This window comes from Pseudomonas sp. TE3728 (assembly GCF_056279145.1).
The window spans coordinates 2,871,325-2,884,787 of record NZ_JBWBQT010000001.1 but is presented as its reverse complement, the minus strand read 5'-3'; the positions used below and the strand labels follow the sequence as shown (position 1 = coordinate 2,884,787).

General features: G+C 58.7%; 14 protein-coding genes. 8 read left to right on the top strand and 6 right to left on the bottom strand.

Annotation, left to right across the window (positions count from 1 at the left end; all coding sequences use genetic code 11):
* Nucleotides 1–3: 3 nt before the first annotated feature.
* Together ACZ89R_RS12315 and ACZ89R_RS12310 are read left to right on the top strand one after the other, a co-directional pair.
* Nucleotides 4–1,101 carry an amino acid ABC transporter permease gene (locus ACZ89R_RS12315; protein ID WP_007905491.1) on the top strand — a complete coding sequence of 366 codons (1,098 nt, stop codon included), beginning with the start codon at nt 4–6 and terminating at the stop codon, nt 1,099–1,101.
* 11 nt (nt 1,102–1,112) lie between these two features.
* Nucleotides 1,113–1,877: an amino acid ABC transporter ATP-binding protein gene (locus ACZ89R_RS12310; protein ID WP_008053474.1), complete on the top strand. Its 765-nt coding sequence runs from the start codon at nt 1,113–1,115 to the stop codon at nt 1,875–1,877.
* 67 nt (nt 1,878–1,944) lie between these two features.
* Here ACZ89R_RS12310 and ACZ89R_RS12305 read toward each other — a convergent pair whose 3' ends face one another.
* Together ACZ89R_RS12305 and ACZ89R_RS12300 are read right to left on the bottom strand one after the other, a co-directional pair.
* Nucleotides 1,945–2,427, bottom strand: a complete 483-nt coding sequence (locus tag ACZ89R_RS12305; RefSeq protein WP_429545654.1) for a type II toxin-antitoxin system MqsA family antitoxin — start codon at nt 2,425–2,427, stop codon at nt 1,945–1,947.
* Complete coding sequence (locus ACZ89R_RS12300; protein ID WP_429545655.1) at nt 2,424–2,735, bottom strand: type II toxin-antitoxin system MqsR family toxin; 312 nt, start codon at nt 2,733–2,735, stop codon at nt 2,424–2,426. The genes ACZ89R_RS12305 and ACZ89R_RS12300 overlap by 4 nt, the downstream gene beginning before the upstream one ends.
* 167 nt (nt 2,736–2,902) lie before the next feature.
* On the opposite strand from ACZ89R_RS12300, the gene ACZ89R_RS12295 reads away from it, so the two are divergent.
* The 5 genes from ACZ89R_RS12295 to ACZ89R_RS12275 all read left to right on the top strand — a co-directional run bounded on the left by ACZ89R_RS12295 (nt 2,903) and on the right by ACZ89R_RS12275 (nt 6,836).
* Nucleotides 2,903–3,562: a FadR/GntR family transcriptional regulator gene (locus ACZ89R_RS12295; RefSeq protein WP_429545656.1), complete on the top strand. Its 660-nt coding sequence runs from the start codon at nt 2,903–2,905 to the stop codon at nt 3,560–3,562.
* A complete protein-coding gene (locus ACZ89R_RS12290) occupies nt 3,552–4,868 on the top strand; it encodes a CynX/NimT family MFS transporter (protein WP_429545657.1) in 1,317 nt (438 codons plus the stop codon). Before ACZ89R_RS12295 ends, ACZ89R_RS12290 begins: the two co-directional genes overlap by 11 nt.
* A gap of 113 nt (nt 4,869–4,981) precedes the next feature.
* Nucleotides 4,982–5,452 (top strand): nuclear transport factor 2 family protein, encoded by a 471-nt coding sequence (locus ACZ89R_RS12285; protein ID WP_429545658.1) that lies wholly within the window; start codon nt 4,982–4,984, stop codon nt 5,450–5,452.
* Nucleotides 5,453–5,491: 39 nt separating this feature from the next.
* Nucleotides 5,492–5,812 carry a GIY-YIG nuclease family protein gene (locus tag ACZ89R_RS12280; protein WP_007905504.1) on the top strand — a complete coding sequence of 107 codons (321 nt, stop codon included), beginning with the start codon at nt 5,492–5,494 and terminating at the stop codon, nt 5,810–5,812.
* Nucleotides 5,813–5,900: 88 nt separating this feature from the next.
* Nucleotides 5,901–6,836 carry a glutathione S-transferase family protein gene (locus tag ACZ89R_RS12275; protein ID WP_429545659.1) on the top strand — a complete coding sequence of 312 codons (936 nt, stop codon included), beginning with the start codon at nt 5,901–5,903 and terminating at the stop codon, nt 6,834–6,836.
* 123 nt (nt 6,837–6,959) lie between these two features.
* On the opposite strand, the gene ACZ89R_RS12270 is transcribed toward ACZ89R_RS12275, so the two are convergent.
* Both ACZ89R_RS12270 and yejK read right to left on the bottom strand, forming a co-directional pair.
* Complete coding sequence (locus ACZ89R_RS12270) at nt 6,960–7,310, bottom strand: glutaredoxin family protein (protein ID WP_429545660.1); 351 nt, start codon at nt 7,308–7,310, stop codon at nt 6,960–6,962.
* A complete protein-coding gene (yejK, locus tag ACZ89R_RS12265; protein WP_007905511.1) occupies nt 7,310–8,314 on the bottom strand; it encodes a nucleoid-associated protein YejK in 1,005 nt (334 codons plus the stop codon). Before yejK ends, ACZ89R_RS12270 begins: the two co-directional genes overlap by 1 nt.
* Nucleotides 8,315–8,822: 508 nt before the next feature.
* On the opposite strand from yejK, the gene ACZ89R_RS12260 reads away from it, so the two are divergent.
* The gene (locus ACZ89R_RS12260; protein WP_007905514.1) at nt 8,823–9,104 is read left to right on the top strand and encodes an HU family DNA-binding protein; all 282 of its coding nucleotides are present in this window, start codon (nt 8,823–8,825) and stop codon (nt 9,102–9,104) included.
* Nucleotides 9,105–9,311: 207 nt separating this feature from the next.
* On the opposite strand, the gene rlmF is transcribed toward ACZ89R_RS12260, so the two are convergent.
* Both rlmF and ACZ89R_RS12250 read right to left on the bottom strand, forming a co-directional pair.
* Entirely contained in the window at nt 9,312–10,334 is a 1,023-nt protein-coding gene (gene rlmF, locus ACZ89R_RS12255) for a 23S rRNA (adenine(1618)-N(6))-methyltransferase RlmF (RefSeq protein ID WP_007905515.1), read from the bottom strand.
* 242 nt (nt 10,335–10,576) lie between these two features.
* Nucleotides 10,577–13,423: a valine--tRNA ligase gene (locus ACZ89R_RS12250; RefSeq protein ID WP_429545661.1), complete on the bottom strand. Its 2,847-nt coding sequence runs from the start codon at nt 13,421–13,423 to the stop codon at nt 10,577–10,579.
* Between the last annotated feature and the right edge of the window lie 40 nt (nt 13,424–13,463).

Here is a 13,463-nt window from a genome sequence, read left to right as displayed (position 1 = left end):
CGCATGACGACTCATACTTTCAAACCCGACATGCCACCACCGAGCAGCAGCATCGGTATCGTGGCGTGGATGCGGGCGCACATGTTCTCCAGCTGGATCAACACCCTGCTGACGCTGTTCGCGTTCTATCTGATTTACCTGATAGTTCCGCCTGTCGTGAGCTGGGCGATTCTCGATGCCAACTGGGTCGGCACCACCCGCGCCGATTGCACCAAGGAAGGCGCCTGCTGGGTGTTCATCCAGCAGCGCTTCGGCCAGTTCATGTACGGTTACTACCCGACAGACCTGCGCTGGCGCGTAGACCTGACCGTGTGGCTGGCGGTGATTGGCGTGGCGCCGTTGTTCATCGCGCGCGTTCCACACAAGGCAATCTACGGCCTGAGCTTTCTGGTGCTCTATCCGATCATTTCCTACGTCTTGTTGCACGGTGGATGGTTCGGTCTGACCGAAGTGGCGACCAGCCAATGGGGCGGCTTGATGCTGACTCTGGTGATCGCTACCGTCGGTATCGTCGGTGCATTGCCGCTGGGTATCGTTTTGGCCTTGGGCCGGCGTTCGAACATGCCGGCGATTCGCGTGGTCTGCGTGACCTTCATCGAATTCTGGCGCGGTGTGCCGTTGATCACGGTGCTGTTCATGTCGTCGGTGATGTTGCCGTTGTTCCTGCCCGAAGGCATGAACTTCGACAAACTGCTGCGCGCGCTCATCGGTGTGATCCTGTTCCAGTCGGCCTACATCGCTGAAGTGGTGCGTGGCGGTCTGCAAGCGATCCCCAAAGGTCAGTACGAAGCGGCTGCAGCGATGGGCCTCGGTTACTGGCGCAGCATGGGCCTGGTGATTCTGCCGCAAGCCCTGAAGCTGGTGATCCCTGGCATCGTCAACACCTTCATTGCGCTGTTCAAGGATACGAGCCTGGTGATCATCATCGGCCTGTTCGATCTGCTCAACAGCGTCAAGCAAGCCGCCGCCGACCCGAAATGGCTGGGCATGGCCACTGAAGGCTATGTGTTCGCGGCCCTGGTGTTCTGGATTTTCTGTTTTGGTATGTCCCGCTACTCCATGCATTTGGAACGTAAGCTGGACACTGGCCACAAGCGTTAGGAGCGTAGTTTATGAGTGAAGCGATCAAACAGCCTGTGAGCCCTGAAGGCATTATTCAGATGCAGGGCGTGAACAAGTGGTACGGCCAGTTCCACGTGTTGAAAGACATCAACCTGAACGTCAAACAGGGCGAGCGCATCGTCTTGTGCGGCCCATCGGGTTCCGGCAAATCCACCACCATCCGCTGCCTCAATCGGCTGGAAGAACACCAGCAGGGCCGCATCGTGGTCGATGGCGTGGAGTTGACCAACGACCTCAAGCAGATCGAAGCGATCCGCCGTGAAGTCGGCATGGTGTTCCAGCACTTCAACCTGTTCCCGCACTTGACCATCCTGCAGAACTGCACCCTGGCGCCGATGTGGGTACGCAAGATGCCCAAGCGCAAGGCCGAGGAAATCGCCATGCATTACCTGGAGCGCGTACGCATTCCGGAGCAGGCGCATAAATACCCGGGGCAACTGTCTGGCGGTCAGCAACAGCGTGTGGCGATTGCCCGTGCCCTGTGCATGAAACCAAAAATCATGCTGTTCGACGAACCGACTTCGGCACTCGACCCAGAGATGGTGAAAGAAGTTCTGGACACCATGATCGGCTTGGCCGAAGACGGCATGACCATGCTTTGCGTAACCCACGAAATGGGCTTCGCCCGTACCGTGGCCAACCGCGTGATCTTCATGGACAAAGGTGAAATCGTCGAACAGGCTGCGCCGAACGACTTCTTTGACAACCCGCAGAATGAGCGGACCAAGCTGTTCTTGAGCCAGATCCTGCATTGATTGGCGCTTGGCAGTGAAATAAACCCGGACCGTGTTCCGGGTTTATTTTTTGTCTGGGTTTTGTGAGTCAGGAAGCAAGCGTGGCTTGGCGCTCCTGATCGAGGCTCGTTAATAAACGGCGCAAATCTGCACCTTCGCTAAGTGCTTGCACGTCATCCAGCAGGTGTGGGTGTCGATCCAGTAAGCGCATCAGCATGAATAGAGGCTGAGGTGGTGCCAGCTCGGCGCGCTCGTAGCGGGAGAAAGCATTGTGGCCGCCGCCGGAAAGTAATTTCACCGCTTCTTTCTGCGAGAGTTTCAGCTTGCGCCGGATACGCTTCATCTCGGAAGCCATGAGTTGATGGCAATCGATCAGCAGTTGATCACTAGCCTCCGAGTATCGCTCGGCGCTGTCGTCATCGAATTCGATTTCACCGCAGCCCCGACACTCGTAGCCTGAAATGTCGCCTATCTGACGTGTCATCTTTTTAAAATCGATAGTGAAGCTACGCCCTTCGAAATGCTGCAACCCATCCTGAGTACCGCAGCTGAAACATTGCTTTGCATTCATGCGTCTTTCTCCTTGAAGGAGATTACCGGAGGCCCACCACCGGGGCGGTAAGTCACTTTGATGTAAATCTCCAGACCGTGAGTCTTTATGTGATAGACGTCCTGCCAGATCCGGTGATCGGCAAAGGTAGTCATCGATTTGTACAACATTCTGTTTTCCAGCGCGCAGACGATTTGCAGCATTTGGGAAAGGCTTAAATCCATTCGCCGTCCGCCTTCCCGTGCGGCACCGGTAAATGCCTTTGTCCCTAATCTGACAATCTCCGCCTTGACCACTGCCAAGTCATAGTGGGGGGTATTCTTTTCCATAAGAAGCCGCTTGCCCTGTCCCTAAAATTACCCTTAAAGGGTAATTTTGACTAATCGAAAATCCCGCTCCTTCTCCTGCCCTTTGAACGTAGGCGGTTGCCGTCCTACGCGTAGCTGACTAACATGTCAGAAAATTCATCCTATGATTGGATGAAAGGGCGAATTCAATGTCAGAAAATTCTCCTCTCATAAAGCGGTCCTTGGTCGATCAGGCCCTGGATCAGTTGCGCTTGCGCATCACCGAAGGTGTATGGGCGGTCGGCCAGCGTTTACCTACCGAACCCGAGCTGTCCGCCGAGTTGGGCATCAGTCGCAATACCGTGCGTGAAGCCATGCGCGTATTGGCGTTTTCCGGGTTGATCGAAATCCGTCAGGGCGACGGCAGCTATTTGCGGGCGGTGGTCGATCCGCTCGACACCATAAAGGCGTTGTCCCGCTGCTCCCACGAGCAAGCCCGGGAGACTCGGCACATTCTGGAAGTCGAGGCCATCGGCCTGGCTGCGTTGCGTCGGACCGACGAAGACCTGGTGGCCTTGCGCGAGGCGTTGGGCGTCAGTGGCAGTCACTACCACGGCGATCTCGACACGTATATCGCTTGCGATCTGGTGTTCCACCGCCGCTTGGTTGACGCCGCACACAACCCGACCCTCAGCGAGTTGTATCGCTATTTCTCCAGCGTCATCGGCGCGCAATTGCGCGAAACCCTGAACATTTCCCCCCGACGTCAAGCAGTGTTCGACCTCCATATCGAACTGCTTGATGCCGTCGAGCAACGCGACCCGGAACGGGCCAAAGCCTTGTCGAGGCAGTTGATCAATGAACCTTGAAACCGAGAATCCCCTGTCCACCCAGCAGGCCAGCAACAGCAGCATCACTGAGCACAAGCGTACGGCGGAGCTCGAAGAGCTGTTGATCGACGCCGAGGCCGATGACGAACAGGTTCAGCAAACTCACCCGGTCCTTCAGCGGCCATGGCTGCTGTTGCTCGGCCTGATTCTGGTGGCGCTGAACCTGCGTCCGGCGTTGTCGAGCATGGCGCCGATGCTCAGCGAGATCTCGAAGACGCTGGGGCTCTCGGCTGCCCAGGCCGGGTTGCTGACAACCATGCCGGTACTTTGCCTCGGTCTGTTCGCGCCCTTGGCGCCGGTGCTGGCACGACGTTTTGGTGCCGAACGGGTGGTGTTGGGGATTCTTCTGATGCTGGCTGGCGGGATCATGTTGCGCAGTTCGTTCGGCGAGGTCGGCCTGTTCGCCGGTAGCGTGTTGGCCGGCGCCAGTATCGGGGTGATCGGCGTACTGCTGCCTGGCATTGTTAAACGCGATTTCCCGAAACAGGCCGGCACCATGACCGGCGTCTACACCATGGCCCTGTGCCTGGGCGCGGCCATGGCGGCTGGGGCAACCGTGCCGCTGAGCGAACACTTCGATAAAAACTGGGCCTTGGGTCTCGGCTTCTGGATGGTTCCAGCGTTGGTCGCGGCGATTTTCTGGTTGCCGCAAGTCGGTCAGAAACACGGCGCGCACCATGTTGCCTATCGGGTCCGAGGGCTGTTGCGTGATCCGCTGGCCTGGCAAGTGACCTTGTACATGGGCCTGCAATCGTCTTTGGCCTACATCGTGTTTGGCTGGCTGCCGTCGATTCTGATCGGCCGCGGGCTGACGCCAACCCAGGCCGGTCTGGTGTTGTCGGGTTCGGTGATTGTCCAGTTGGTCAGCTCGCTGGCAGCACCCTGGCTGGCGACGCGTGGCAAGGATCAGCGGCCGGCGATCGTGATCGTCATGGCAATGACCCTCGGCGGTTTGTTCGGTTGCCTCTATGCACCGATCGATGGCCTGTGGGGCTGGGCGATCCTGCTGGGGTTGGGGCAGGGCGCCACCTTCAGCCTGGCGCTGACCCTGATCGTGCTGCGTTCGCGGGATGCTCATGTCGCGGCCAACCTGTCGAGCATGGCCCAGGGTTTCGGTTACACCCTGGCCTCCATGGGGCCGTTCGCGGTCGGCGTGGTGCATGACTGGACCGGCGGCTGGAGCGCCGTGGGCTGGATCTTCGGCGTTATCGGTCTCGGAGCGATCATCGCCGGCCTCGGTGCCGGACGTTCGTTGTACGTTCAGGTTCAAAGCGAGAGAGTCTGACGTTTTGCGCACTGTCGGTATTCGGGCCACGAATGCCGATAGTGTTCCGCGCATTTGTTGACTATCGTGCAGGCAATCTTTCGATGCCACTTTGCAACCCGGAGAGCCTGCCCATGAGTGACGCTCACAACGCCTTGATCACCCGATTCTACCAAGCCTTTCAGCGGCTGGATGCCGAGGCCATGAGCGCCTGCTATACCGACGACGTGGTGTTCAGTGATCCGGCATTCGGCGAGCTGCGCGGGCGCGACGCCGGCGACATGTGGCGCATGCTCACCACCCGGGCCAAGGACTTCTCCCTGACCTTCGATAATGTGCGCAGCGATGAGCGCACGGGCGGTGCCCATTGGGTGGCGACCTACCTGTTCAGCCAGACCGGCAATACCGTGGTCAACGACATCCAGGCGCGTTTCGTGTTTCGTGACGGCAAGATCTGCGAGCATCACGACAGCTTTGATCTGTGGCGCTGGTCGCGTCAGGCGCTGGGTTTCAAAGGGCTGCTGCTGGGTTGGACGCCAATGGTGAGAAACGCCGTTCGTGCCCAGGCCTTGAAGGGGCTGAAGGCATTCCAGGCCAGTCGCTGATAAGATCGCCGCTTGTTTCCTACAAGCCTTGATCGTCACGTGAATACCTCAAGCGAATCTTCCGTCATTGCCGCCGAACCGCCGCTGCCCGTCAGCAAACCCTGGTTCGTCTACCTCGTTCGCGCGGCTAATGGTTCGCTCTACTGTGGGATCAGCGACGATCCCGTCCGCCGCTTCGCCACCCACCAAAGTGGCAAAGGAGCGCGCTTCTTCCTGTCCAGCCCGGCCGTGGCGCTGGTGTACACCGAAGTCTGTCGCGACAAAAGCGAAGCACTGCGCCAGGAACGATTGATTAAAAAACTCAAGAAAAGCGCCAAGGAATGTCTGGTGGCGAGCGCGGCTGCGGGCTTATCAATCTGACTGATAAGCGCCCATCAGGCAGATGGGTAGGCTGCTTGTGGATTGCGCGCTAAGCTGCGGGTTCCTTATCCGAGCGGCGGAGCCGAGCATGTCCGAGTTGATTCTTCATCACTACCCGACGTCCCCTTTCGCCGAAAAGGCCCGCTTGCTGCTGGGCTTCAAGGGGCTGTCCTGGCGCTCGGTGAACATCTCGCCAGTGATGCCGAAACCCGATCTGACGGCGCTGACCGGCGGCTATCGCAAGACGCCGGTATTGCAGATTGGTGCTGATGTCTATTGCGACACGGCGCTGATGGCGCGTCGTCTGGAGCAGGAAAAAGCCTTGCCGGCGTTCTTCCCGGAAGGCCAGGAAATGATCACCGCGACCTTCGCGGCATGGGTTGATTCAGTGGTGTTCCAGCATGCGGTCAGCCTGGTGTTCCAGCCGGCGTCGGTGGCGGTGCGTTTTGGCAAGTTGTCGCCGGAAGCGATCAAGGGATTCCTGGCCGATCGCGCCGGCCTGTTCAGTGGTGGCAGCGCTACACGGTTGTCCGCTGAACAGGCTCGGCATCAGTGGCCAACGATCATGGCGCGTCTGGAGCAGCAGCTTCAGCGCGAACAGGGCGACTTCCTGTTTGGCGAGCCGTCGATTGCCGACTTTGCCCTGGCTCACTCGTTGTGGTTTCTCAAGGCGACGCACGTGACGTCACCGTTGGTGGATGCTTATCCGGCCGTTTCGGCGTGGTTTGGTCGGGTGATGGGCTTTGGTCATGGCGCGTTCAGCGAGATGACTTCTGAGGAAGCGCTTGAAGTCGCGCGCAATGCCACGCCGGCTGCGTTGCCGGATGAGCAGTTCGATGAGCCGAACGGGTTCGAGGTTGGCCAGCAAGTGGTGATCGCTGCGACCGATTACGGCGTTGATCCGGTGGCGGGTGAGTTGTTGTTTGCGGGCAGTGAAGAATTGATTCTGCGTCGTGAAGACGAGCGGGCGGGTGTGGTGCATGTGCACTTTCCGCGGTTCGGGTTTCGCATCGAAGCGCGCTGATATTCTCTGACATGCTTTGGCGATAGGGAAAACGCCAAGATCGCAGCCTTCGGCAGCTCCTACATTGGGATGGCGTACACCCTGTAGGAGCTGCCGAAGGCTGCGATCTTTTGATCTTAAGGGCTATTCCAGCGCCGCAAGAACCTTGTCCGGGTCATACCCGCGTATCAACGTGCCGTTCACATCGATCAGCGGAATCCCGCGTCCTCCGAGCGCCTCATAGGCCTTGCGCGCCTGGGCATCTTTCTCGATATCGAATTCCTTGTATGGAATGCCCTTTTGGTCGAGAAAGCGTCGGGTCAGCTTGCAGTAGCCGCACCAATCGGTGGCGTAGAGCACGACGTTGGCCTTGGCCTGGGTCTGCTCGGACACCACCTGCGAGGGGTTAAACACCCGCTCGATCTTGCCCCAGTTCTGGTAAACCACGACCACCAGCAAGATCAGCAGGCATTTCTTCAATACACCGCCGAGCATCAGTTGCGTCGCTTGAGCTGGTCGGTCAATTGGGTCGGCAGGCCTTTAATGATCAGCGTACCGGCTTCTTCGTCGTATTCGATCTTCGAGCCCAGCAGGTGCGCTTCGAAGCTGATGGACAAGCCCTCGGCGCGGCCGGTGAAGCGGCGGAACTGGTTCAGGGTGCGTTTATCTGCCGGAATCTCGGGTGACAGGCCGTAATCCTTGTTGCGGATGTGATCGTAGAAAGCTTTCGGGCGTTCTTCGTCGATCAGCCCGGACAATTCTTCCAGGCCCATGGGCTCGCCCATTTTTGCCTGGCTGCTGGCGTAGTCCACCAGGGTCTTGGTCTTCTCGCGTGCGGATTCTTCCGGCAGGTCTTCGCTTTCGACGAAGTCACTGAAAGCCTTGAGCAGGGTGCGGGTTTCGCCGGGGCCGTCGACGCCTTCCTGGCAGCCGATGAAGTCGCGGAAGTACTCCGAAACCTTTTTGCCATTCTTGCCTTTGATGAACGAGATGTATTGCTTGGATTGCTTGTTGTTCTGCCACTCGGAGACGTTGATCCGCGCCGCCAGGTGCAACTGGCCAAGGTCCAGGTGTCGCGAAGGGGTCACGTCCAGCTGATCGGTCACTGCCACGCCTTCGCTGTGGTGCAGCAGGGCGATGGCCAGGTAATCGGTCATGCCTTGCTGGTAATGCGCAAACAGCACGTGGCCGCCCACAGAGAGGTTCGACTCCTCCATCAGCTTTTGCAGATGTTCCACTGCCACCCGGCTGAAGGCTGTGAAGTCCTTACCGCCGTCGAGGTATTCCTTCAGCCAGCCGCTGAACGGATGCGCCCCGGACTCGGCATGGAAGAAACCCCAGGCCTTGCCTTGTTTGGCGTTGTAGCTCTCGTTGAGGTCGGCAAGCATGTACTCGATGGCGCTGGACTCGGCCAGTTCGGAATCGCGGGCATGAAGAACTGCGGGTGTGCCGTCGGGTTTTTTGTCGATCAGGTGGACGATGCAATGACGGATCGGCATGGGCTTCTCGGCTGATTGAAGAGAGGAGGGCGTGCTCCCCCGAAAAAGCGCCCAGTGTACCGCAATCTCTGGTTTTGGCGTTGTAACCATGCCATAGCGCGCCCCCCGTAGGAGCTGCCGAAGGCTGCGATCTTTTGATCCTGTTTTTGAAAATCAAAGTCAAAAAATCGCAGCCTTCGGCAGCTCCTACAGGGGGAGATGGGGAAATTCCGGGTCATGGGGCGACCCTTATGCAGTTTTTTAGCGATTTAGAGCAATAAAGCTGACCAAATGGGTAGCTAGAGGCGGATATTTCCCCGTCTCTGTGCTAGTTTTGCCCGGTCTTACGCGAAGTCACTGCGTTAAGCGTGCATTCAGCATTTGTCAGGTCGAACCAAACCCTGATTTCGGTATCTATAACCCCGACTCGTCGAGGTTATGCCGAGGGTGCCAGATCCAGAAGATCGGGCTCGATGGCTGACACTGCACTCTGCAATCCATATGAATTTGATAGGGAAGGAACACTACAATGGCTCTTACTAAAGACCAACTGATCGCCGACATCGCTGAAGCTATCGACGCGCCAAAAACCACCGCGCGTAACGCTCTGGACCAACTGGGCCAAATCGTTGCTGATCAGCTGGAAAACGGCGGCGAAATCACCCTGCCAGGTATCGGCAAGCTGAAAGTGACTGAGCGTCCTGCCCGTACCGGCCGCAACCCTTCGACTGGCGCTGCCATCGAAATCGCTGCCAAGAAAGTTATCAAGCTGGTTGTGGCCAAAGGCCTGACCGACGCTGTTAACAAGTAAGACTTGTTAGAAAAAACCGTGCTCCGGAGCAATCCGGGCACGGTTTTTTTGTGTCTGAAATTCAGTGATTGACCGGCAAACACCTCTGAGCCAATTGTGGGAGCGAGCCTGCTCGCGATAGCGGTGCTTCAGTCACATTGATGTTGAATGTGCTGCCGCCATCGCGAGCAGGCTCGCTCCCACAGTTGATCTACGTCGGTCAGTTAATCAGCTTTTACGCGCCCAGCGTTCACGCCAGACCTGCTGCTCGCTTTTAGTCTGGAACGTCCAGGCGACAAAGCGGCTTTGCTTCTGCCCCTGAGACATTTCCACGACCTGGCTTTCCAATACACCGGCCTTTTTCAGTGCCGTCTGGATCGCAGGCAGGTTTGAGGCTTTCGAGACCAGGGTGCTGAACCAAAGCACTTTGTGTTGAAAATGCGCACTCTCGGCGATCAGTTGCGTCACAAAGCGTGCTTCGCCGCCTTCACACCACAGTTCGGCCGATTGACCACCAAAGTTTAGCACCGGCAGTTTGCGTTTCGGGTCGGCGCGGCCCAGGGCGCGCCATTTACGCTCGCTGCCCTTGGTTGCCTCATCCATCGAGGCGTGGAACGGCGGGTTGCACATGGTCAGGTCGAAGCGTTCGCCGGGTTCGAGCAGGCCCAACAGAATGTGCTTGGGATTGCTTTGCTGGCGCAGCTGGATGGCTTTGTTCAGCCCGTTGGATTGCACGATGGCTTTGGCGGCGGCCACGGCCGTCGGGTCGATTTCCGAGCCGAGGAAGTGCCAGCGATAGTCGCTGTAGCCGATCAGCGGATAGACGCAGTTGGCACCCATGCCGATATCGAGCACCTTGACCGGCGCACCGCGAGGAATTTCACCGTCGTTGACGCTGGCCAGCAGGTCAGCCAGGAAGTGCACGTAGTCAGCACGGCCCGGCACCGGTGGGCACAGGTAATCGGCCGGGATGTCCCAATGGGCGATGCCGTAGAACGACTTGAGCAGCGCCCGGTTGAACACCCGAACCGCGTCCGGGCTGGCGAAGTCGATGCTTTCCTTGCCGTACGGATTGATGATCACGAACTTCGCCAGCTCCGGCGTGGTTTTGATCAGCGCCGGGAAGTCGTAACGACCCTGATGGCGATTGCGCGGGTGCAGGCTGGCCTTCTCGCGGGGTTCCACGGCTTTGGCCGGGGTAGCGGAGTCAGGCTTCTTGCGCGCAGGTCTTGGTGTGCGGGGGGCGTTCATGGGCGTTGTCGATTCGGGTATGGCTAAAAGTGGCGGGTATTGTCCCACATTCGCTCCATGATGATGCATATCCCCCTGTAGGAGCTGCCGAAGGCTGCGATCTTTTGACTTTGATTTTCAGAAACAAGATCAAAAGATCGCAGCCTTCGGCAGCTCCTACAGGAGGGGTGGTGCATGGGGGAAGGGGCGGGCATAAAAAAGGGAGGCCGCTGCGGGCCTCCCGTTTTCATTGCGACTTGCCGTTACAGGCTGGCAATCCGCGCATGTTGCTCGGCCAACTTGCCCAAAGCCTGTTCAGCTTCAGCCAGTTTGGCGCGTTCCTTCTCGATGACTTCGGCCGGGGCCTTGTCAACGAAACCGGCGTTGGACAGCTTGCCGCCGACGCGCTGAACTTCGCCCTGCAAACGCAGGATTTCCTTGTCCAGACGAGCCAGTTCAGCGTCCTTGTCGATCAGGCCGGCCATTGGCACCAGCACTTCCATCTCGCCGACCAGTGCGGTGGCGGACAGCGGTGCTTCTTCGCCGGCTTTCAGAACGGTGATCGATTCCAGACGGGCCAGCTTCTTCAGCAGCGCTTCGTTCTCGGTGAGACGGCGCTGATCTTCGGCGCTGACGTTTTTCAGGAACAGGTTCAGCGGCTTGCCTGGACCAATGTTCATTTCGCCACGGATGTTACGCGTGCCGAGCATCAGGCCCTTGAGCCATTCGATGTCGTCTTCGGCGCCCTGATCGATACGCGCTTCGTTGGCCACTGGCCAAGGTTGCAGCATGATCGTCTTGCCTTCGATACCGGCCAGCGGCGCGACGCGCTGCCAGATTTCTTCGGTGATGAACGGCATGATCGGATGCGCCAGACGCAGCGCGACTTCCAGCACTCGAACCAGCGTGCGGCGGGTGCCGCGCTGACGTTCGACCGGTGCATTTTCGTCCCACAGCACGGGCTTGGACAGTTCCAGGTACCAGTCGCAATACTGGTTCCAGATGAACTCGTACAAGGCTTGTGCGGCCAGATCGAAACGGAACTGATCGAGTTGACGAGTCACTTCGGTTTCGGTGCGTTGCAACTGCGAAATGATCCAGCGATCTGCCAGGGACAGCTCGTAGGCTTCGCCGTTCTGACCGCAATCTTCGCCCTTGTCCAGCACGTAGCGCGCAGCGTTCCAGATCTTGTTGCAGAAGTTGCGATAGCCTTCGACGCGGCCCATGTCGAACTTGATGTCGCGACCGGTCGATGCCAGCGAGCAGAACGTGAAGCGCAGGGCGTCGGTGCCATAGCTGGCGATGCCGTCGGCGAACTCGTCGCGGGTCTGCTTCTCGATCTTCTTCGCCAGTTTCGGCTGCATCATGCCGGAGGTGCGTTTCTGCACCAGTTCTTCCAGCTCGATACCGTCGATGATGTCCAGCGGGTCAAGGACGTTGCCCTTGGACTTGGACATCTTCTGGCCCTGGCCATCACGCACCAGACCGTGCACGTAAACGGTCTTGAACGGAACCTGCGGCGTGCCGTCTTCGTTTTTCACCAAGTGCATGGTGAGCATGATCATCCGGGCAACCCAGAAGAAAATGATGTCGAAACCGGTCACCAGCACGTCGGTGGAGTGGAATTTCTTCAGGAATTCGGTCTGCTCCGGCCAGCCGAGCGTGGAGAAAGTCCACAGGCCCGAACTGAACCAGGTATCCAGAACGTCGTTGTCCTGTTGCAGCGCAACCTCCGGACCAAGGTTGTTCTTGGCGCGTACTTCGGCTTCGTCGCGACCGACATAGACTTTGCCCGACTCGTCGTACCAGGCCGGAATCCGGTGGCCCCACCACAGCTGACGGCTGATGCACCAATCCTGGATATCGCGCATCCACGAGAAGTACATGTTTTCGTATTGTTTTGGCACGAACTGAATGCGGCCGTCTTCAACCGCAGCGATGGCCGGTTCGGCCAATGGCTTGGTGGAGACGTACCACTGATCGGTCAACCACGGCTCGATGATGGTGCCGGAGCGGTCGCCTTTCGGCACTTTCAGGGCGTGATCGTCGACGCTGACCAGCAGGCCGGCGGCTTCGAAGGCGGCCACGATTTCCTTGCGGGCCTGGAAGCGGTTGAGGCCGACGTATTCGGCGGGCAGCGTGCCGTCGATTTGCTCGTTGACGCTGCCGTCGAGGTTGAACACCTGGGCCGCGGGCAGCACGTCAGCATTCTTGTCGAAGATGTTCAGCAGCGGCAGGTTGTGGCGCTTGCCGACTTCGTAGTCGTTGAAATCGTGGGCCGGGGTGATTTTCACGCAACCGGTGCCGAATTCAGGGTCGCAGTAATCGTCGGCGATGATCGGGATGCGGCGGCCAACCAGCGGCAGCTCGACAAATTTGCCGATCAGGGCTTTGTAGCGTTCATCGTTCGGGTTAACGGCCACGGCGGCGTCGCCGAGCATGGTTTCCGGACGCGTGGTCGCGACGATCAGGTAGTCGTTGCCTTCAGCGGTTTTGGCGCCGTCGGCCAGCGGGTACTTCAGGTTCCACAGGAAACCTTTCTCGTCGTGGTTTTCCACTTCGAGGTCGGAAATCGCCGTGTGCAGCTTGGTATCCCAGTTGACCAGACGCTTGCCGCGGTAGATCAAGCCGTCTTCGTGCAGGCGCACGAACGCTTCTTTAACCGCTTCCGAGAGGCCGTCGTCCATGGTGAAGCGCTCACGGCTCCAGTCCACGGACGAGCCGAGGCGGCGGATCTGACGGCTGATGTTGCCGCCGGACTGATCCTTCCACTCCCAGACTTTCTCGAGGAATTTTTCGCGGCCCAGATCATGGCGACTCTGGCCTTGGGCTTCGAGTTGGCGCTCCACCAGCATTTGCGTGGCGATACCGGCGTGGTCGGTACCCGGCTGCCACAGGGTGTTGCGACCCTGCATGCGGCGGAAACGGATCAGGGCGTCCATGATCGCGTTGTTGAAGCCGTGACCCATGTGCAGGCTGCCGGTGACGTTCGGCGGCGGGATCATGATGGTGTAGGACTCGCCCGCGCCTTGCGGGGCGAAGTAATTCTCAGACTCCCAGGTGTTGTACCAGGAAGTTTCAATGGCGTGCGGCTGGTAGGTCTTATCCATGCGCGGCGGGACCCTATTGGCATTTAATCAGGAAAAGCCG

Bases quoted from the DNA above. Each gene is read 5' to 3' on its own strand.
- ACZ89R_RS12315 (WP_007905491.1), top strand. From the start codon at position 4: ATGACGACTCATACTTTCAAACCCGACATGCCACCACCGAGCAGCAGC.
- ACZ89R_RS12310 (WP_008053474.1), top strand. From the start codon at position 1,113: ATGAGTGAAGCGATCAAACAGCCTGTGAGCCCTGAAGGCATTATTCAG.
- ACZ89R_RS12305 (WP_429545654.1), bottom strand. From the start codon at position 2,427: ATGAATGCAAAGCAATGTTTCAGCTGCGGTACTCAGGATGGGTTGCAG.
- ACZ89R_RS12300 (WP_429545655.1), bottom strand. From the start codon at position 2,735: ATGGAAAAGAATACCCCCCACTATGACTTGGCAGTGGTCAAGGCGGAG.
- ACZ89R_RS12295 (WP_429545656.1), top strand. From the start codon at position 2,903: ATGTCAGAAAATTCTCCTCTCATAAAGCGGTCCTTGGTCGATCAGGCC.
- ACZ89R_RS12290 (WP_429545657.1), top strand. From the start codon at position 3,552: ATGAACCTTGAAACCGAGAATCCCCTGTCCACCCAGCAGGCCAGCAAC.
- ACZ89R_RS12285 (WP_429545658.1), top strand. From the start codon at position 4,982: ATGAGTGACGCTCACAACGCCTTGATCACCCGATTCTACCAAGCCTTT.
- ACZ89R_RS12275 (WP_429545659.1), top strand. From the start codon at position 5,901: ATGTCCGAGTTGATTCTTCATCACTACCCGACGTCCCCTTTCGCCGAA.
- ACZ89R_RS12270 (WP_429545660.1), bottom strand. From the start codon at position 7,310: ATGCTCGGCGGTGTATTGAAGAAATGCCTGCTGATCTTGCTGGTGGTC.
- yejK (WP_007905511.1), bottom strand. From the start codon at position 8,314: ATGCCGATCCGTCATTGCATCGTCCACCTGATCGACAAAAAACCCGAC.
- ACZ89R_RS12260 (WP_007905514.1), top strand. From the start codon at position 8,823: ATGGCTCTTACTAAAGACCAACTGATCGCCGACATCGCTGAAGCTATC.
- rlmF (WP_007905515.1), bottom strand. From the start codon at position 10,334: ATGAACGCCCCCCGCACACCAAGACCTGCGCGCAAGAAGCCTGACTCC.
- ACZ89R_RS12250 (WP_429545661.1), bottom strand. From the start codon at position 13,423: ATGGATAAGACCTACCAGCCGCACGCCATTGAAACTTCCTGGTACAAC.